Source organism: Planococcus sp. APC 3900 (genome assembly GCF_030407735.1).
Taxonomy (GTDB): Bacteria; Bacillota; Bacilli; order Bacillales_A; family Planococcaceae; genus Planococcus; species Planococcus notacanthi.
Genome location: NZ_JASDCT010000005.1, coordinates 36,578 through 55,368, shown reverse-complemented (window position 1 = coordinate 55,368; position 18,791 = coordinate 36,578). Strand labels below are relative to the sequence as shown.

The following is an 18,791-nucleotide window of genomic DNA, read 5'->3' as shown; positions in this document are numbered from 1 at the left end:
TATAAACCTTTCTTTTATTATACTGAATTTTACTAAAGGGGCGATACAGTATGGCAATCGACAATCAGGAAAAGATCCTTGAAAGCTTGAAGCAGCACTTGACACCAGAGCAGATCAGCGTCAATGAAACCGTTAAAGAATTGCATGGGAAAGATGAATCCTATCACAAAATGGAGTTGCCGGACATCGTCGTTTTCCCTGAAAACAAGGAGCAGGTTTCGGAGATTATGAAAATCTCGTCACAGTATCAGATTCCCGTCATCCCATTCGGACTTGGTTCCAGTTTAGAGGGCCATGTCATTCCGCAACGCGGAGGCATCACCATCGATTTTTCATTGATGAACAAAGTCTTGGAAGTTTTTGAAGAGGATTTTCTTGTGACTGTACAGCCGGGTGTAACACGGACCCAGCTCAATAAGGAACTGAAGAAATACGGCTTGTTTTTCACAGTAGATCCAGGAGCGGATGCGACGCTTGGCGGTATGGCCGCCACCAACGCCAGCGGCACTACATCAGTGAAGTACGGAGTTATGCGTGATCAAGTAAGGGATTTGGAAGTGGTATTGGCGGATGGAACCTTTATCCATACCGGCAACAAAGCAGCAAAATCTTCCTCAGGCCTTCACTTGAATGGATTGTTTGTCGGTTCAGAAGGGACGCTCGGCTGTTTTACTGAAATGACACTTCGTGTATACGGCATCCCGGAACACATCACAGCAGCCCGCGCGTCGTTCCCGACGGTTAAAGACGCCGTGGAAGCCGTCGTATCCATTTTACAGGCAGGCATCCCGATTGCCCGCGTCGAACTGGTGGATGAGCAATCCATGGTACAAGTCAACAAATACAACGAAACCGCTTATACAGAGGGGCCAACACTGTTTTTAGAGTTTCATGGCAATGAAGCGGGACTGCGTCAGGACGTGGAATTCATGCAGGAAATCGTCCAAGGGCATGCCTGCATCGAAGTGGCGTTTGAAACGGATACCGCAGCGCGCAACCGCTTATGGGAAGCACGCCATACCTTGGCTTATGCCTATATCCACGGGCATCCAGGCAAAAAAATGATGGTGACGGATGTCTGCCTGCCGATTTCTGAACTGGCAGGAGCGGTCAGCCATGCACGGGAAAATCTGATGGCACTTGAATTGCCAGGGGGCATCGTGGGGCACGTCGGCGACGGCAACTTCCATGCACTCATCATGATGGACATGGAAAACCCGGAAGAAGTGGCCAAAGCGCAGGAATTCAATGAACGCATCGTCTTGTATGCACTTGAACGCGGCGGCACATGCACGGGAGAACACGGTGTCGGCATCGGCAAGAAAAAATACCAGGAACAAGAACACGGAGCTGCACTGGACGTCATGGCAAAAATCAAAGCAGCCCTGGATCCGAATAATTTGCTGAACCCTGGAAAAAATATCAACGTCGATCACAAGGAGCTGACCCAATGAAAGTTTTGCAGTCCATTAGTGCAGTCGCCGGAAAATACTTTGCCGTCTGGGTCATCCTGATTGCATTGCTGGCCTTTTTCTTCCCAGCCGCGTTCCTGGGCTTCGGCAGCTATATCACCATTCTGCTGGGTGTCGTCATGTTCGGAATGGGCTTGACACTGAAGCCAGTCGATTTCAAAATCATCTTCAAAAGTCCGCTCCCCGTCGTCATCGGAGTAGCGGCACAATTTTTAATCATGCCGTTTGCAGCATTCGCCATCGCTTATGTATTGAAATTGCCGCCTGAACTGGCTGCGGGACTCGTGCTCCTCGGCTGCGTTCCTGGAGGGACGGCATCGAATGTTATGGTTTATCTGGCCAAAGGGAATCTGGCGTTGTCCGTTGCAATGACCTCATTATCGACTTTGATGGCACCCATCATGACGCCGCTGTTGTTATTGCTGCTGGCAGGCCAATGGCTTCCGGTAAACCCGGTATCGATGTTCCTGTCGATCGTTCAAGTGATCATCATTCCGATTGCGCTGGGCATTCTGGTTCAACGGTTTTTCCCAAAAGCAGTCGCCAAAAGCGTCACCATCGTACCGCTCATTTCCGTTGCTGCTATCTTAATCATTGTGTCAGCCGTCACAGCGGCCAATGCGCAGAACGTCATCAGTTCAGGCTTCATCGTATTCCTGGCTGTCTTCTTGCATAATGGCTTCGGCTTACTGTTGGGCTATCTGACAGCGATGGCAATGGGGCTCAATGAAACAGACCGCCGTGCCATCTCACTTGAAGTGGGCATGCAGAATTCCGGCTTGGGCGTCGCCTTAGCCACAGCCCATTTCAGCCCGCTCGCTGCACTTCCAAGCGTATGGGGCGCGATCTGGCATAATATTTCCGGACCGATTCTTGCGACGATTTGGTCGAAGAGATCGGCTGATAAGAAGGAAGTAGTTGGGGTGGATAGAGGGGTAGAGGTTAAGCCTTGGAAGGTTTGAAAGAGTGTCGGTGAATCATTTATCATATATAGGAAACTATTAGCCGTCCATTTATGGGCGGTTTTTTTGTGGTTGATTTTGGCTAAAGATTAAGAAGGGTGCGTCAAGTCAAAGTTGGTTATTATTGTAATTACATCCTACTCTAGTAAAATGAAAGCTGAAGATAATTATAGATGCGAGCGGAACCATGTTAGGATAAAGAAATGAAGAAACAGAATATAAAACCAATAGGCGCGAGTTCTTAGCAGGCCATATAGAACAGCATAATCGACCTCTTAGGGGGTCAAAGTGTTGAAAACCTGAATCAAATGGTGCAAGAATACACCAGCCAGTTACAATATATTACTTTTACTCAATAAGAATGAAATCAAGGTTGGGTGGGCAGATGCAATTAGTGATTTCCCCATGCTGTCGGATCTGCTTTAGAATCTATGAATTCTTTTATGGGAGCATCGTGGATGCCCGTGTCTTAGGTACCTTAAAAAGTACAGAAGTCCTCCACAATTATATCCACCTGTCTATAGCGTTTTGGTGTTTAGCGAAATGAAACAAGTTGGTAAATAGTACGTCACTTGGTGGTAAATAAGATGACAGATATGATAAAATCTTTTTCCGTAATCAATTTCCGGATTTTGTGATGCAAGTAAGCGATCTGTTCTATTTAGAAGTCATACATCATCAATTAATAGGTTATGATAATATATTTATTTTTTTAGATTTAATAAGTGATTCTCCAATGGCCTCCAGATACGAAAGGGCAAAGAGGCTTTTCACTCAACTAACATTCACTTCTTAGATTTCTTTCTTGCTCTGCTCGTCCATATACTTTTGACGTATTTCTGCTAAGGTTTTTCCGGTTGCTTCATGAACAGCGAATACATAAGTTTGGATACTCGACCAGCCATATAAAGTTTTCAACCATTTTTGCATGGATAAAACTTCTCCATCGTATTCAACAAGACCATTATTCAAAAGAATGGCTCTTTCTGTACGATCTTTGGCTTTAATGATGTCTCCTGGTTTTATGACGCCCCACTCAATCATTGCATCAATTTTGGGCAATACCCGCTTAGTCAATCCAGTCTTTTGATTTTTTGCAGAAATACCTTTTTCTAAAAAGTTAACGTAATAATCGTTGTACTCATTCAAGGGCAAAACCTTGGTGACATTAAAAACAATCGTTTCCTGGATCTTATAAGGAATTAATTTAAAGCAGCTGATGTCGACGCCACTATCGTTTAACCAAGCCACTGCAGATAACGTCTGTTCGTCGAAGTCAGATGCGACTAACACGATTTTTTGTTTCTTATTGAATTGGTCAAGGACATTGTTGATGTCCAAAAATTCATTTAAAATACGCGTCCCCAGTTCAGAGCTGGTCAACGAAGGAAATTCAAAATCGGAACGGTATTTCTCAACATACGGACCATAAATCTTGTTAACCAAGTCTTCGGTATCGGCAATGGTTGCATAGCTTGCAGCATAACGGATGGCTTGGAATTCAAAAACATCTTTCCGGCTTTCAATATCTTTTCTGTCACGCTTAATTTCTATTAATACGATATTCCCGTTATTATCCACTGCTGTGAGATCACTGCGTCCATTGGAAGCGTTGCACACCTGTTGGCCCACAACTATCATGGATTCTTCTTCATCGCAGATCATTTCAATGTTTTTTCTCAGCAATTCTTCAATATGATTTTCTGTCATCTCTAGCTCTGAAAAGCTTGCAGCTTCAACTTTTTATATATATGTCCCTGAGATTATGTACATGACATTTATCCCCTCTACTAGTAATGTATTAGAAATATATTAATTGATAATTTGGAAATTTTAATCTTTTTATTTAATGATATGTTACCATTTAAGCAAATAGTTCACAAAGAAAGCCAAAAGATATTAACGAGAAGAGGAACAGCAAATGGTGAAAAAATATCGTGATCGGTTAAATATTTCTTCAGAAAAATGGCTGGAATTGCTTAATAACAAAGAAGTGTTTAGAGAAGACGACCTCGAACTAATAAAAGTCATTTTAGATAAAAACGATATAATATCTGGATCTGCTATAGCTGAGAAAATCGGGAAAAAGAATCATGGAGTTTTAAATCTGCAAGTCTGGAGGCTGGGAAAAAGAATTATTAAGTTTTATACAGAAATTGAATATCCTAAAAACGATAAAGGTGCGACACGTTATTGGCATATTCCATTTTTAGGAGAAGATCATCCTAAAGAAAAACGTTATTATTGGGAACTGCGTCCGGAACTTAAAGAAGCAGCCACAAGGTATTTTTATTCTGATTCTACATACGAAAGGATCAAGTCCTTTCCAAAAGATTTTTCTGCTATCAGGATCTTGCCTATGTCAGAAAAAGATCTTGAATTCGCTGGGAAAACGAGTGAAGAAGTGCAGAATTGGTTTAAAAATCATTTGCCTAATCGAACATATCAATTTAAAAACAGGATGGATACACCGGATGAAACTTTAGTTTTATTCCAATACCAAAATCGTTTGATTGCATTAGCTATGCTTGAAAGGGTGGAAAGCTATGAGGAAAAGAATGAATATGGATACAAAGGAAGATATAAATTTCAGAGTTCCTCAATCGCTATTTTTGATCCACTGAGTCTTAATGATGTTCAAGAGATTTGGAGCGGGGTAAAAAGCTTTAATCAATCTTCCCAAAAGCTTGAACTTGCACAATATGGAGCCTTGAAAAAATTGTTATCAAAACGAAATTTCAGATTTGTGGAATATGAAGACGAAGAAGATTATCAGAATGCAATTGGAAATATGGAAGTTGAAAGCGAAAAAGTAGAAGATCAACCTGAGGACTTGATCATTAAAATCAGCAAAGCTTCTGAGAAAATAAAATGGGGCAGAGATCCTGTTAAGGGGAAAAGAGCAATTGTCCAAGTTGATTTCAAATGTGAAGCTGATGACTCTCATACTTTTTTTAACTCATTTATAACGGGCAAAAACTATGTGGAAGCACATCATCTTATTCCTTTACAGTTTCAAAATAACTTTATAAATAGCCTAGATGTAGAAGCAAATATCGTTTCCCTTTGCCCTATGTGTCATAAAAAAGTACATCATGCAAGAATGGATGAAAAGTTACCGGTTGTGGAAGAATTATACGAAAAGAGAAAAGATCGATTAGAAAAATGTGGAATAGGCGTAAGTTTAGAAAATCTTAAAAGCTATTATTGAAGATGAACGGTGGATTGTTAGTATGAAGGAGTTGTCTTAACAAGCGATAATATTTTCTTGTAAAATAGATAATAAAAAGCGTATCAGTGAACAGAGGGATTGAAACATTCAGAGCTATTAACTATGCCTATCGTAGCAAAATACACAAATGCAACAAATCATTTTCAATGAAAAATTACAGTAATGAATGGTTTTTAAAAGTACTAAATATCTTAATGACTTTGAACGTGAGATCAGATTCCCACTACTTAATTAGTAATAAGAAACAAGAAACTGCCCCGCATTCTGCTTTCTCCCCAAAAAATAGTATGCTATACTATGGATATAAAAAAGACCGAGTGCTCTTACACCCGGTCAATGCAGTACATGCCGCAAAAGAGCGGCCAGCCAAATTATGAGAATGTTTATCTTAAAGAGTAATCGCCCACAATCCTGGCAGGGAAAGAGCGGTTACTTTTTTTATTTTTTGATGGTAATTGCGATGATTGCCACTACCGCTGTTAAGGCCGCAGTGAGGAATATACCAAATTGAAATAGCATATTCATAGCATCGTAAGTTGCCGACTGGTCGAGCATTGATAAGGTCCATGAAGCAATCTATAAACTGATCAACAGCAAGAAATTCGAAGACAATATGATTAAAATTAATAAGAGCATTTAAGCTGCAGCTGAAAAGCTGGGTTATCAAATTAAAGAGTACGATATGGCAAATGGCTAACAATTAATTCAATAAAAGGAGCAACACATCCATGGCAATCGCTAAATATGCAAAGTTTCAGCAGTACAAAAAATTGATTCAATCCATGCCATCGACCTATACAGAAGAGGCATTGATCGACGAGAAATTTCTTCTTGAACGAGACGATAAGAAAAAGCTGGAGATTTACTACGCTCCTTTTGAATATGTAAACGAAGGGGCGAAAGTCGTCATTGTTGGCATTACGCCTGGCATGCATCAGATGAAAAAGTCCTTTTCGACTGTAATTAAGGCGGCTGGAACAGAAAGTGATAACGAAGAAACTCTTCGCCAAGTGAAGAATAACTCCAGTTTTGAAGGGACCATGAGAAAGAACCTGGTCAAGATGTTGGATGAACTCGGCTTAAATGAGCATCTTGGCTTATTCTCAAGCATTGAGTTGTTTGAAGAGTCTAGCCACCTGGTTCATACGACTTCGGTTCTCACTTATCCTGTATTTTATAACGGGAAAAATTACAGCGGATCGACACCGAACCTGCTGAAAAATGATATGTTGAAGAAATACATTACGGACAAATTTGCGACAGAATTGGAAAACCTGCAGGATGCGTTAATCATTCCACTAGGCGTCAACGTTTCGAATGCTCTTCAATATCTGTCGGAACAAGGGGTGGTTGCACCGGGAAATATCCTTTCGGGCTTCCCGCATCCATCGGGCGGCAATGGCCATCGCCATAGACAGTTTGACGAAAACAAAGCTGCCATGGAAGAAAAGCTGAACGATCATTTTATTCGTGAAAAGCAGTGAAATAGCCAGCTGAACTATTTATAGGTAAAGGAAAAGGACTTATGCAAGTCCTTTTTTGTTTGGCTAAAAAATATTTCCGTTAATTTACATTTACTTAACCTTTCTTAATGCTCTATTCATACCTGCAATACATTCACTGCTTATGCTTGAGTTATCAAATACATAAGGAGTGGTTGAATGAAACGAATTGTTACCATATTGGCAGCAAGCTTGGCGTTGACAGCATTTACAGGATCAGCACTTGGTGCCGAACAGGGAGAAGCAGGCAAGGTGCTAACCAAACAGCAGCAGCAAAAGATGGTGAATATTGCGCATCGTGGAGCTTCGGGACATGCACCTGAGAATACGATGGAAGCATTTCAAAAAGGCGTTGAAATGAAATCGGACTATATTGAAATTGATGTCCAAATGACAAAGGATGGAGAGCTCATCGTCATTCACGATACGACAGTGGATCGTACAACCAATGGAACGGGCAAAGTCGGCGACTTAACGTTGGAGGAATTTGAGCAGTTGGATGCCGGCAGCTGGTTCAGTGAAGCTTATGCGGGTGAAGAGGTTCCGACTTTTGAAGAAGTGTTGGATGCATTCCGCGGGAAAACGGGCATTTTAATCGAATTGAAGGCACCGGAACTTTATCCGGGAGTGGAAGAGAAAATTGCGGATGCATTGATCGAACGAAATATGAGTAAGCCGAATAACAACAAAATCATCATCCAATCCTTCAATCACGAATCCATGAAAAAATCGAAAGAGCTGTTGCCGAATCTCTCCCATGGCGTTTTGACAGGAGGCAGTTGGGCCAATGTAACCGAAGAGCAATTAGCTCAATTTGCGGCTTACGCTGATTACTTTAATCCAACCATGAACATCGTCACGCACGAATTGGTGAGTGATGTCCATGAAGCGGGGATGGATATTTTTCCATACACTTCAAGAACGCAAGAACAAGCATGGCGGCTATTCGATTTGAATGTAGATGGAATCATTACTGATTTTCCAGAGCATGTTTATTCTCATCCCATGAAAAACTCATAATTTAATAAATACACAAAATACCCCAATCCATAAGAAGCTCAGTTGCCACTTTGAACTTCTTTGACTGGGGTATTTATTATTCTAGTTAAGCATCAACAATGATAAGCGCTTTTCTTTGTTTTCGCATTTCCTTTAAAGAAGTAAGCATGTGAATGATCTTCTTATATTCGATAAATTAGTTTAGGACATGAGTTTTCAAGATAGTAGTCTGTAAATTGTGAATTCTTAGATGTATAATTGAGTATACAGAATGAAATCGGCTATCGTTCAATAGATGATTAAAAATTACTGAAAAAATGATGTTGTATAAAATCAAGAGGGGTAACTCTCAACGGAAAGAAGGGAGAAAATCATGATTAAAATCCGGCTTGAAAGAGATTTCAATGTCGCTCCAGAATTGCTTTGGGAACTTGTGGTTGATCCGGATCATTATCGTTTTTGGACAGAAGCCTTCTCTGAAGGCTCCACTTTTTACGGGGAATGGACAAAGGGCAGCAAGATTCGTTTTGTGGGGGAAGATGAAAATGGGCTGGAAAGTGGAATGATATCGGAAATTGCAGAAAGCCGATGGCCAGAGTTTATTTCAATCAAGCACGCGGGCTTGGTGATGGGGGGTGTCGATGACTATGATTCTCCTGCGGCTCGGGAATGGACGCCAGCCCTCGAGAATTATACATTCACCTCAAAGGAAGACGGTACGTGTACTTTTGAAGTAGAGCAGGATGTGCCGGAAGAAGAGGCTGAAGAGTTTAAAGCTAACTGGGAAAATTCTTTTGACCGCATGGCGATTCGGCTCCAAACCAGTGGAGATGTAGGAAAAGTGATCACCCTTCGTGAAAAGTCGAGCCAACGTCCCGAGGAGATTTGGGAAAAGCTTGTCACGCCTGAAAAAGTAAAGTCGTGGAATTACGCCAGCGATGATTGGCATTGTCCGAACGCTGAAAATACATTAGCGATTGGAGGCGAATTCCACTACGAAATGGCTGCTAAGGACGGCAGTGAATCTTTTGATTTTGGGGGCACCTACACAGACATTGAACCTCCTGAAAAATTGTATTTTGCGTTGGGTGACGGGCGCAAGGTACGGATCGATATCTTTGAGAAGCCTGATGGCTGTTTGATCGAAGAACGCTTTGAAGCCGAACAGCAAAACAATTTGCATCTTCAGCGCCAAGGATGGCAAAGCATTCTGAAGAACTTGGCTGGCTAGTGTAAACCAGATGTACCTTAAAAAGATCAATTAACTTTTGGAATGGACCTTGTAAAGCGAAAGCTTACAGGGTCCATTTTAACTGATGAATTGCTACAGCATTGTCCCAGTTTATCCAATTTCCAGACGGGTAGATACTTATAGATGCATTCACAAAATCTATCTATTAAAGAGGTGCTCACTCATGAAAAACGAAATCATCATAAAAAACAAATTGGGTCTAGGTACAGCGCCGCTCGGCAATATGTTCAGAGCGGTACCGGAAGATGAAGCGATGAAGACAATCCAGTCCGCCTGGGAAGAAGGCATCCGGTATTTTGATACGGCGCCGTTTTACGGAGCTGGATTGGCTGAGCTTAGACTTGGAGAAGTGTTGTCTTCCTATAAACGGGATGACTTCCTGCTGAGTTCAAAAGTAGGCCGGATTATACTGGACGAAGAGGAAGAAAAAGAAGGGTTGTTCGAACATGGCCGCAAGAACAAAATACAAACGGATTATACAGAACAAGGGACGCTCCGGTCGATTGAAGACAGCCTGAAACGCCTGAAAACAGATCGCTTGGACATGGTCTTTGTGCATGACCTGTCACCGGATTTTCTTGGAGATGAATGGATTACAAAATTTGATGAAGCGCGAAAAGGTGCCTTTAAAGTGCTGGACCGCCTCAGAGACGAAGGGATCATCAAGGCGTGGGGCCTCGGTGTCAACACGACAACACCAATCGAAGTGGCGCTTGAGTTGGAGGAGGCCCATCCGGATTTGAGCTTGTCCGCAACGCAGTACACACTGCTTCAGCATGAACGTGCACTTGAGCGAATGATGCGGCTGGCGCTTGAAAAAGAAGGTGGACTTGTCATCGGATCGGCCTTCAACTCCGGTGCCTTGCTCGGAGGAGACTATTTTGATTACCAGGAAATTTCGCCTGACATCCAGAAGAGAGTCAACCACTTTAATGATGTGGCCAATAATCATGATGTGAACTTAAAAGATGCAGCACTTCAATTTTCGACAGCGCATCCGGCAGTGAAGGCGGTAGTAACAGGTTCAACACGGCCAGATCGCATCAAAGAAGACCTGCAAGCTATGAAGGCGGAGATTCCAGCTGCTTTTTGGGAAGAACTTATGGAAACCGGACTCGTTTCTTCTAAAGCGGTTTTGCCGGGAAGTAAGATGTAGATTAAGTAGATGTAGCAGTAGCAAAAAGGTTTCGGTTTAATAGCCGGAACTTTTTTTGTGCTTATTTTTAAATTTGTACGCCATATTATTTTCGGGAAGAGCGGAATTGCGCTTTTTAGAATTTATTATCTCAGAAATAAAATGAATAGTGTTCGCCGAATTAGAAAATACTGGATTCTAATATAATAAATGTTAAAATATAAATGAACTATTTCAAATAATCTAGCTTTTGAACTCATACATTTTAAATAATGGAGGTAAGCATTATCATGATGCTATTGGAATTAATATTAGTTTTGCTTATGATTACATTGGCGCTTTTTATACATGAAATGGGTCATGCACTGGCTTTAATAATGAGCGTTAAGAAAGCAAAAGCGGAAGTTTATGTGGGTTCGTCCAGCAAAGAGAAAAAACTGAGGTTTCGGATCGGGAGAATTACTTGTTATGTAAACATTGCCATTTCAGGAGTCTGTTACTCAGTGGTTCCGGAAGAGCTACCGCCAACTACTTCTAAACAACAAGCTATTTTTCTTGTAGGTGGACCGATTGCTTCAATCCTTAGTTTTATAGCCTTGTATTTAGTCTCAACTTTAATATCTGGTGTAATCGGCGCTATCATAACTGGAATTGCGTTCATTTGTTTAATTGCATTCATCATGACGTTAATGCCTATTACTTACCCTGCATTTTTAGGTGGACTTCCAAGTGATGGATTGCAGCTTTTAACTATCTTTAAAGAGAATAGAAAACAACGTAAAGCGGTTTTGTGAGATGTGGTCTTTAGTATACATAGCAGTGCATAATCTATATAAACTGATTTTAGAGGGGCACGGTTTAATCTAAAGGGCATTTAAATGAAGATAATTCAAAGTGGATGTTTTTTCTTTTGAGTTTATTCGCCCTTCGGCTCGACTGCTTTTCGGGTAAGGTATCCACAAGTAATTCCGCCGATGAAGAGGGCCATTCCACCGAAATCCATATCTTGAATAATCGCGCCGATAAGAGACCATGTAAGCATGACTGCAAGAATTAAAATGATCAGGTATTTCATTTTCACAACTCCTACTCATATTTAAATTACCATGTTTTTACCTTATCATACTTTTAAAACCAATTATTGTAATATAAAATAATTTTAGTAATGATGGACCGAGTTATGAGAATAGAATATAGGAAATACACAGTTCCAGCTTCAGTATGTTACTGAGAAGTTGGCATTTAAGCTTTATGAACATTAAAAGAAGACAACTTTCATCTTTATCCCTTTGGAATCTGAAAGCAACCATTGATGAAGTGAATTAAGTTTTCGGACTTCATTTAGAAGGCAGCTGAAATATAAAATAATCTCTATCTCTTTTCAGTTATATTACCAGTACATATAGAGGGGGTTCTTTTTCAGGAACGCCTGAGAGAACATTGTAGCAATGGTGCTCATTTATATGGCGCTGAGAGTTGATCATCTTATAAAAAAGTTAGAAGACAGAAGATAAACTTTGCTGGAAATAAAATGATTCAAAGGCCGTACTCGATAAATGAGTACGGCCTTTTATTAAATTTAAATAAGTTATTTCTCTGGTTAAGTTAAATTAAGACCGAAGAAAATATCGATTACGAGTGGAAAAGAAGAATCTTTAAACAAGCCTGTTTTCCACTATTGGTATTTTCGTACTATTCAGTCTATATTTTCGGGAGTTTAAATTTAACGTTTCTGTTACTATATAACTCTTTTGAGGATTATAGATAAAAACTTAGTTTATATAACATACAAACTAACTGAATATTGCTATAATCATTTTGGGCTTGCAAAGCGGAATATGAAAACGCTTTCTTATAAGTGCTTTGCAGACTTAAAACTTCAGACAGGAGGTAGGATTGGAGATTTCTGATGACCTTTTTTAAAAATTTGATTTTAAAAGGAGAGAAAGAAATGCTGAAAGTTCTACGTAAACCGATGATCACTGGCTTGGCTTTAGCCCTTTTATTACCTGCAGGATTGAACAGTTCCGCTAATGCTGAAGATTCCCTCAAGGCTTTGGACGTTGATCCGATTTATGAACGATACGCCGATTCCTTTGCAATTGGAGCTGCGGTCGAACCTTTTCAGCTTGAAGGTGAAAGCGGGGAAGTGCTGAAGCATCATTACAACAGCATTGTGGCTGAAAACGTCATGAAGCCGATTTCGATTCAACCTGAAGAAGGTAAATTCAACTTTGAAGAAGCAGATAAAATCGTCAAATTCGCGAAAGAAAATAATATGGAGCTTCGTTTCCATACACTGATCTGGCATAGCCAAGTTCCTGAATGGTTCTTCCTGGATGAGAAAGGCAAGCCGATGGTTGATGAAACGGATGTGAAGAAACGTGAGAAAAATAAAAAAATCGTTCTTAAGCGTGTAGAAAAGCACGTGAAAGAAATCGTTAAACGCTATAAAAATGATATCGATTCGTGGGATGTGGTCAATGAAACCATTGATGATGGCGGCGGCCTTCGAGAATCTCAATGGTACCAATTGACAGGAACGGATTATATCAAAGTCGCTTTTGAGACTGCCAGAAGATTTGCCGGCAAAGACGCTAAACTTTATATCAACGATTACAATACTGAAGTAGAACCGAAACGGACAGATTTGTATAACCTGGTGAAAGACTTGTTGGCAGATGGAGTGCCGATCGATGGCGTAGGGCATCAGGGACACATTCAATTAGGCTGGCCTTCCCTTCAGGAAACTGAGGATTCCATCAACATGTTTGCAAGCCTCGGGCTGGACAATCAAATAACGGAATTGGATATCAGCCTTTACGGCTGGCCGCCAAGACCGGCTTATCCGACTTACGAAGACATTCCAGAAGAACGTTTCCAAGCGCAGGCAGAACGCTACAATGACTTGTTCGAACTTTATGAAAAACTGGATGACAAAATCAGCAGTGTCACATTCTGGGGCATCGCTGATAATCACACGTGGTTGAATGATCGTGCTGAAGAATACAATGACGGCGTCGGTGTGGACGCACCATTTGTTTTTGGACGCGATTATAAAGTGAAACCCGCTTACTGGGCTATTATGGATTAATAAAAAATTGGCTATTTGAGATTTATAACTGTTTCTAATTTTGAACTGCCTTTCCGTTGTTTAGTACTACAAACAACGGAAAGGCAGTTTTTTATAATATAAAAAAAGGGATGCTAAATAGAGAGATACACACCAAGCGGAGTGAAAAGAATGAAACAAATTCGACAGCCTATATCAAATCGTTGGAATTGAGAATGGTCAAGCAGAAGCAACAATAAGATATTCTCATTCACACCTAATCAATTATGAACTCCTTAATGGCATTAATCAGTAACCATTCTGCATTGTACTACGGACAGTTTTATATGGTCGGAATAGCAGAGGTCTAGCAGCTAGTTTATTGCTGATCTTTTATGTCCCTTGATTTCCTTTTTGTGTATAAAACATAAATAGCATTCAGAATGAACAATACTATAGCGGATGTTAAGAAGCCGAGTATTCCAGGTACATTAGGACCAGTTATTAAATAGAAAATAGTAGCTAAAACAAAAGCTGTAAAACCAGCCATACTAAGTTTCCATTGAGAATTTTCTATTTTCTCCATACCAGTGCTCACCCTTTCTTATGCAAATAATAGTTCTCTCACAAATGAAGAGCTTTCAATCGTTGAGATAGACCAGTTTCGGACAATACAGATTATTATTAAAATTATTTATTTCAATAGTACCAAACTAATAATTTATAACAAACTCTAAGTGATTATTGTAATTAAACATTTTACGTATCATTGAGTCTACAGGAAGCAAATAATATCCTCGGTCAATAAAAAAGAACTGTAGCATGGTGACTACAGTTCTCATGGAATGTTCAATGATCATTAATTAATCCACTGCACAATTTCTTTCATGTCTTTTCTTACTCTCGGGAATTTAGGCTCGTCTTCCCGGTAACCAAACGCAACCATAGCCGATACAGCTAAATGGCCATCCTCCAATAAGTTTTCTTCCTCCAGAAGCTTTTGTACTTTATCGTAATGAAACCCTTCAATTGGACAAGAGTCAATTCCTAGGAAAGCGGCGACAGTCATCATGTTGGCAAAAGGAATATAGGTTGATTTTCCAGCCCAATCCAACATTGTACGCTCGTTTACCAGGAGATTTTGTTGGTTTTCTTGGAATTCTTTATACGCTTCTTTGATTTGATCATACATTTCAGCAGGAAGCCCGGCATTAAGCGATTGATTTTTCGCATATTCGGAGTCGTACTTGGTATCCTTGATGGTTCTTGCAAGAATGATCACGAAATGACTTGCGGTGGGAAGAGTGCCTCGTGCACCTGGAGTAATTTCTTTCAGCTTTTCTCTGAATTCCTGGTTTTGAATAATGAGGAATTTCCAAGGCTCATAGCCAACTGAACTTGGTGAGAGTCGGGCTGCTTCTAAGATTAGATTAAAGTCTTCTTCTGAGATTTTTTTGATGGGTCAAAGGATTTTATAGCACGTCTAAATTGAAACGCATCCAGAATTTCTTGTCTTTTTATTACTTTTTGTGTCATGTTCAAAAACTTCCTTCTTCGTTGTATTTAGGCAAGCTCGCTTTTATCAGACTTAACATCAATAAAAAATAGGTTGATATTTTCCATGTTTTGATGAGCTTAGCCTAGCCATCCAGTAATGAAGTATAAAAAATGGAAATATAACATCTTACACTTAATCAACTGGCGTTGTACGTTAGACACTATAGGAAAGTTCAGTTGTTATCAAACATCGTGTTTATGCATTTTTATGTGAATCTGTTAATATCATCAATTGAACTTTTATTTGAAAGTTTCGTCTTTACTAAAAGGATGAAATGCCAGGAGCGGGAAGTGAACTAATGAAAAATCATCGGAATTTATTGATATCCATAGGCATCGTGGCTGTTCTTTTTGTGGCGGCCATTATCTACACTCTTGTGAGTAACCAAGATCCGTATAAATTTCATTCGGGATTGGGCTCCGGTCTTTCTGTCTCTCCAGATGATGAAACGATTTTGTTTTCCTATTATGACCAAGGAGCAGAAGCAATATTCAAAGGCCGCTTGTCAGACGGGGAAGTAGAGAAAGTGACAGAACCGGTAGACGAGGACCATCGCATGCCGCAATTCTCCCCTAATGGAGAAGACATTCTCTATTTGTCTGCTGGGAATGAAGGTGTTCAGTCTCTTCAGTATATGCGTATTGAATCTGGAAGTGAGCCTTTACAATTAACTGGAATGGATGTGCATGTATCCACCGCTGCTTTTTCACCGGACGGGAAAACCATATATTATGTAGCGATTCCAGCAGAGGATTTTTTAAAGCCAGAAGGTGAAAAGGAAAACGGAGCTGACTTGTTTTCTGTAAATACCGCGTATGGAGAATTTCTTAAATTAACGGATAAAGACGCTTTTGACATGTCTAAACTCTCGGTTTCAGCCGACGGAACCACTCTTTATTACACGGAATTTGACGGGATTCAACAGCTGATAGCCTATTCACTCGATGAGAAGGTTGAAAGTCCTTATTTGCCTCAGTTTCTTAAAGAGGACCTATATGAACCTTATTTCTCGGAAAATCAAGAGTTGTTGGCTTATACTGCTGCATCGGAAGAATCCAAAAAGTCCGGCTCGTTATTTGAATACGAACTTTTTTTGATGGAGACTTCAAACGGAGAAAAGAGGACACTTACGGACTTTCATGCATCAGTGACATCGCCATCGTTTTTTCATCATGAAAACCGGATCGCCTTCTTAATGCAACCGAATTGGCCAGATCAGCCGGAGGTTTATGAAGCAATGGCCGTTGATTTTGACAGCGGTGAGACAGCGCCGCTGACTTTGGAATTTCCTGAATCGAATAACACGTTTCAGCCAGCCGCTATCGCACGATTATTCGTAAACCCGCTAACGGTACCGGGACTTTATATTCTGTTGTTCGGTTTGTTGAGCGTTTACTTTCATTCGGCATTAGACAAAAGATATCTGCCAACTAAAATAAGTGCGGTTCTTACGGCCATTGTTTTCATAGTCAGTTGTTTAATCCTCTTTATGAACCCATGGGCTGCTATCGGACTATTTGGATTAGCTGCAGTTTTGGCCTTCTGTACAGTACTCGTCTTAGCTTTTGCATATATTTATACTGGATTAACGAGTTCAGAGGACGGGGATAATGAAGATGAAGAAAGTGAAATCTTGAAGCGGTGAAATCAGAGACAGGGAGAATCGATATTACAAAAAGTCCCTTTTATGGTAAAGTTGATGGATCGTGTTCTAGAAATGGAGGAGTGACATGACAACTTTAATCAAGCGGCTTGTAATTCCAACTTTCGTTGTGCTGCTTGTTTTGCTAAGTGCTTGCACAAATGCCGATACTCAAAAAACGCTGATGATTGACCATCCAAGTGGCTATGAGGGAGTTTTGGTTTCCGGTGCTACTTCATTAATTGATACAAGTGGTTATGAAGAAGTGCTAGTCAATGGAGAAGACAAAGCGAATGAGTTGATTGATACATTGAACGGAAGTGAAATTGTCGAAGCAAGTGAAGAAGAACTTGAAAGCAGAACAGCTGACCTGGAAGCACCAGGAAGTTACCGAATGCTGCTTTACAACAAACCAAACGTCAACAGTACTAGCGAGGATATTTATCCGATCCTATTCTATAAAGATGGAACGATTCAAGTGAACCAAGAAGGAACCTCTTATTTTATCGCCGAACCCCCAAAAGATTTGCTGACTAAATTGAAGGCAGATTGGGATATTGATTTTTAAGAGGAAAAAATTTTTGCGCTCAAAATATCTTATATAAGTTTTTATAAAATGGATTTAAATTTTCAATTAAAAGATGCTGTCCCTACATGTCATTGATCAAGACTTTTTTGGGACAGCTCTTTTTGTGTTGATTCTCTTCAAACTTCTTTAACCACGGTTTCTGCGTATACATCATGCGGAAATTTTGCTCCGGTAGTGTTGTATTTTTTCGGGTTTTTCAAATAGATCAGTGAACTTAGAGTATCCCGGTGAACCATTCGTTTCACAATCTGTTTCGGTGTCAGTTCTTCACCGGATTCACTCAGAATTTGGATGCCCGCTGCTTTTTGTCCAATGGTTTGTCCGCTTTTTCGCATCTGTACATATTCCAACCCATATAGGACCACTGCCGGTGCAACTACCGTTTGGAAAAAACTATTTTTCACTTTCTTTTTTACTGCCTGTTCTACAGCCGCAGAAACTGCTGTGGAAATTGCTGTATCAATCAAAATGCCTTTTACTCTCTTTTTCATTAGCTTGTCCATTCAATTCATCCTTTCTTATCTTTCTTTATCGGATTCTTTAATCAGTAATTCCAGTAGAGAAAAAATTAACCCGCATTTTTGAATGAGAGATAGTGGGGAATCATCCTTGCGGCATTGTATAAACTTCCTCAAAAGGCTGCACCACAACAAAACCATTACCCGAAAACTTCATCTGAACGGATTCTCCGCTGCCTCTGCCAAACAGGCTTTTCAGCTGAATGTCTGTAACAAAATCCGGTTCCAAATTCCCTGACCATGCAACGGTAGCATTCGGATCTGTGAATACGGGTCTGTCAGGCGTCACGAGCAAGGTGAGCGGCTCATAATGGGAAGTAAAAGCGACAAGTCCGTTGCCTTCCAGCCGTACATTGAAGAGCCCGCCAGCCATCATTCCAGCGACGCGGCGCATGAGTTTGATGTCCCAATCCAGGCCGTCTTGAAAAGCGAGCAAATCATTTCCGTTGATGAAGATGCTTTCGCCTTCCAAATCCAATATGGTGATTTTCTTGCCGCGATCGGCTAGATAAAGTTTGCCGTTCCCATTCGCCTTCATTAGCTGTGCACCTTCTCCAGTGAAAGCTTTTTTAACGAATTTACCTAGCCCATGTTCAAGCATGCCTTCGCGTTCGAATTTGATGTTTCCTTCATAAGAAATCATTGATCCTGCTTTTGCCCAGACCAGCCCGTTCAGGTTCACTTCCAATAAGCGATCCGTCTCCAGCTCAAAAAATTCACGAGCGCTGTCATCTTGCTGTGTGGTTTGTACAAATTGATGGATGGAGTACTTCGACATGACAATTTCTCCTTTCAGTGATTACTAGTATGTACGTTTGAGAAAGAAAATGGTTCCAGCGTGAAGAGTGAATGATCGGGATGTTTGAATATATGATGTG

At 40.6% G+C, this 18,791-nt stretch carries 17 protein-coding genes and 1 pseudogene; 11 read left to right on the top strand and 7 right to left on the bottom strand.

Going from position 1 to position 18,791, the window contains the following annotated elements:
• Positions 1-50: 50 nt before the first annotated feature.
• Complete coding sequence (locus QMA04_RS11425) at positions 51-1,454, top strand: FAD-binding oxidoreductase (RefSeq protein ID WP_290185879.1); 1,404 nt, start codon at positions 51-53, stop codon at positions 1,452-1,454.
• Positions 1,451-2,434: a bile acid:sodium symporter family protein gene (locus QMA04_RS11420; protein WP_290185877.1), complete on the top strand. Its 984-nt coding sequence runs from the start codon at positions 1,451-1,453 to the stop codon at positions 2,432-2,434. Before QMA04_RS11425 ends, QMA04_RS11420 begins: the two co-directional genes overlap by 4 nt.
• Positions 2,435-3,226: 792 nt before the next feature.
• Here the strand turns inward: QMA04_RS11420 and QMA04_RS11415 are convergent.
• Positions 3,227-4,144 (bottom strand): hypothetical protein, encoded by a 918-nt coding sequence (locus QMA04_RS11415; RefSeq protein WP_290185875.1) that lies wholly within the window; start codon positions 4,142-4,144, stop codon positions 3,227-3,229.
• A 211-nt stretch (positions 4,145-4,355) separates the two neighbouring features.
• Here QMA04_RS11415 and QMA04_RS11410 point away from each other — a divergent pair, with 211 nt between their 5' ends.
• Positions 4,356-5,645: a hypothetical protein gene (locus QMA04_RS11410; RefSeq protein WP_290185873.1), complete on the top strand. Its 1,290-nt coding sequence runs from the start codon at positions 4,356-4,358 to the stop codon at positions 5,643-5,645.
• A gap of 459 nt (positions 5,646-6,104) precedes the next feature.
• Here the strand turns inward: QMA04_RS11410 and QMA04_RS11405 are convergent, their stop codons facing one another.
• Positions 6,105-6,191 (bottom strand): hypothetical protein, encoded by an 87-nt coding sequence (locus QMA04_RS11405; RefSeq protein WP_290186135.1) that lies wholly within the window; start codon positions 6,189-6,191, stop codon positions 6,105-6,107.
• Between the two features lie 203 nt (positions 6,192-6,394).
• Here QMA04_RS11405 and QMA04_RS11400 point away from each other — a divergent pair, with 203 nt between their 5' ends.
• The 5 genes from QMA04_RS11400 to QMA04_RS11380 all read left to right on the top strand — a co-directional run bounded on the left by QMA04_RS11400 (position 6,395) and on the right by QMA04_RS11380 (position 11,348).
• A complete protein-coding gene (locus tag QMA04_RS11400; protein WP_290185871.1) occupies positions 6,395-7,150 on the top strand; it encodes a uracil-DNA glycosylase family protein in 756 nt (251 codons plus the stop codon).
• Between the two features lie 177 nt (positions 7,151-7,327).
• A complete protein-coding gene (locus QMA04_RS11395; protein WP_290185869.1) occupies positions 7,328-8,188 on the top strand; it encodes a glycerophosphodiester phosphodiesterase in 861 nt (286 codons plus the stop codon).
• Between the two features lie 352 nt (positions 8,189-8,540).
• Entirely contained in the window at positions 8,541-9,398 is an 858-nt protein-coding gene (locus tag QMA04_RS11390) for an SRPBCC family protein (RefSeq protein ID WP_290185867.1), read from the top strand.
• A 184-nt stretch (positions 9,399-9,582) separates the two neighbouring features.
• Complete coding sequence (locus QMA04_RS11385; RefSeq protein WP_290185866.1) at positions 9,583-10,575, top strand: aldo/keto reductase; 993 nt, start codon at positions 9,583-9,585, stop codon at positions 10,573-10,575.
• 269 nt (positions 10,576-10,844) lie between these two features.
• Positions 10,845-11,348 carry a hypothetical protein gene (locus tag QMA04_RS11380; protein WP_290185864.1) on the top strand — a complete coding sequence of 168 codons (504 nt, stop codon included), beginning with the start codon at positions 10,845-10,847 and terminating at the stop codon, positions 11,346-11,348.
• Between the two features lie 122 nt (positions 11,349-11,470).
• Here QMA04_RS11380 and QMA04_RS11375 read toward each other — a convergent pair whose 3' ends face one another.
• Complete coding sequence (locus QMA04_RS11375; protein ID WP_290185862.1) at positions 11,471-11,629, bottom strand: hypothetical protein; 159 nt, start codon at positions 11,627-11,629, stop codon at positions 11,471-11,473.
• Between the two features lie 876 nt (positions 11,630-12,505).
• Here QMA04_RS11375 and QMA04_RS11370 point away from each other — a divergent pair.
• Positions 12,506-13,648 (top strand): endo-1,4-beta-xylanase, encoded by a 1,143-nt coding sequence (locus QMA04_RS11370; protein ID WP_191714407.1) that lies wholly within the window; start codon positions 12,506-12,508, stop codon positions 13,646-13,648.
• 337 nt (positions 13,649-13,985) lie between these two features.
• Here the strand turns inward: QMA04_RS11370 and QMA04_RS11365 are convergent, their stop codons facing one another.
• Positions 13,986-14,192: a hypothetical protein gene (locus QMA04_RS11365; protein ID WP_191714408.1), complete on the bottom strand. Its 207-nt coding sequence runs from the start codon at positions 14,190-14,192 to the stop codon at positions 13,986-13,988.
• Between the two features lie 273 nt (positions 14,193-14,465).
• Positions 14,466-15,142: pseudogene (locus tag QMA04_RS11360) on the bottom strand (NAD(P)H-dependent oxidoreductase).
• Between the two features lie 320 nt (positions 15,143-15,462).
• Here QMA04_RS11360 and QMA04_RS11355 point away from each other — a divergent pair.
• Together QMA04_RS11355 and QMA04_RS11350 are read left to right on the top strand one after the other, a co-directional pair.
• Positions 15,463-16,809 carry a hypothetical protein gene (locus QMA04_RS11355; RefSeq protein WP_290185859.1) on the top strand — a complete coding sequence of 449 codons (1,347 nt, stop codon included), beginning with the start codon at positions 15,463-15,465 and terminating at the stop codon, positions 16,807-16,809.
• An 85-nt stretch (positions 16,810-16,894) separates the two neighbouring features.
• Positions 16,895-17,374 (top strand): hypothetical protein, encoded by a 480-nt coding sequence (locus tag QMA04_RS11350; RefSeq protein ID WP_290185857.1) that lies wholly within the window; start codon positions 16,895-16,897, stop codon positions 17,372-17,374.
• Between the two features lie 137 nt (positions 17,375-17,511).
• Here the strand turns inward: QMA04_RS11350 and QMA04_RS11345 are convergent, their stop codons facing one another.
• On the bottom strand, positions 17,512-17,898 hold the full coding sequence (locus QMA04_RS11345) for an RDD family protein (RefSeq protein WP_191714415.1): 387 nt from the start codon (positions 17,896-17,898) through the stop codon (positions 17,512-17,514).
• Positions 17,899-17,998: 100 nt separating this feature from the next.
• On the bottom strand, positions 17,999-18,691 hold the full coding sequence (locus tag QMA04_RS11340; RefSeq protein ID WP_290185855.1) for an AIM24 family protein: 693 nt from the start codon (positions 18,689-18,691) through the stop codon (positions 17,999-18,001).
• Positions 18,692-18,791: the final 100 nt, after the last annotated feature.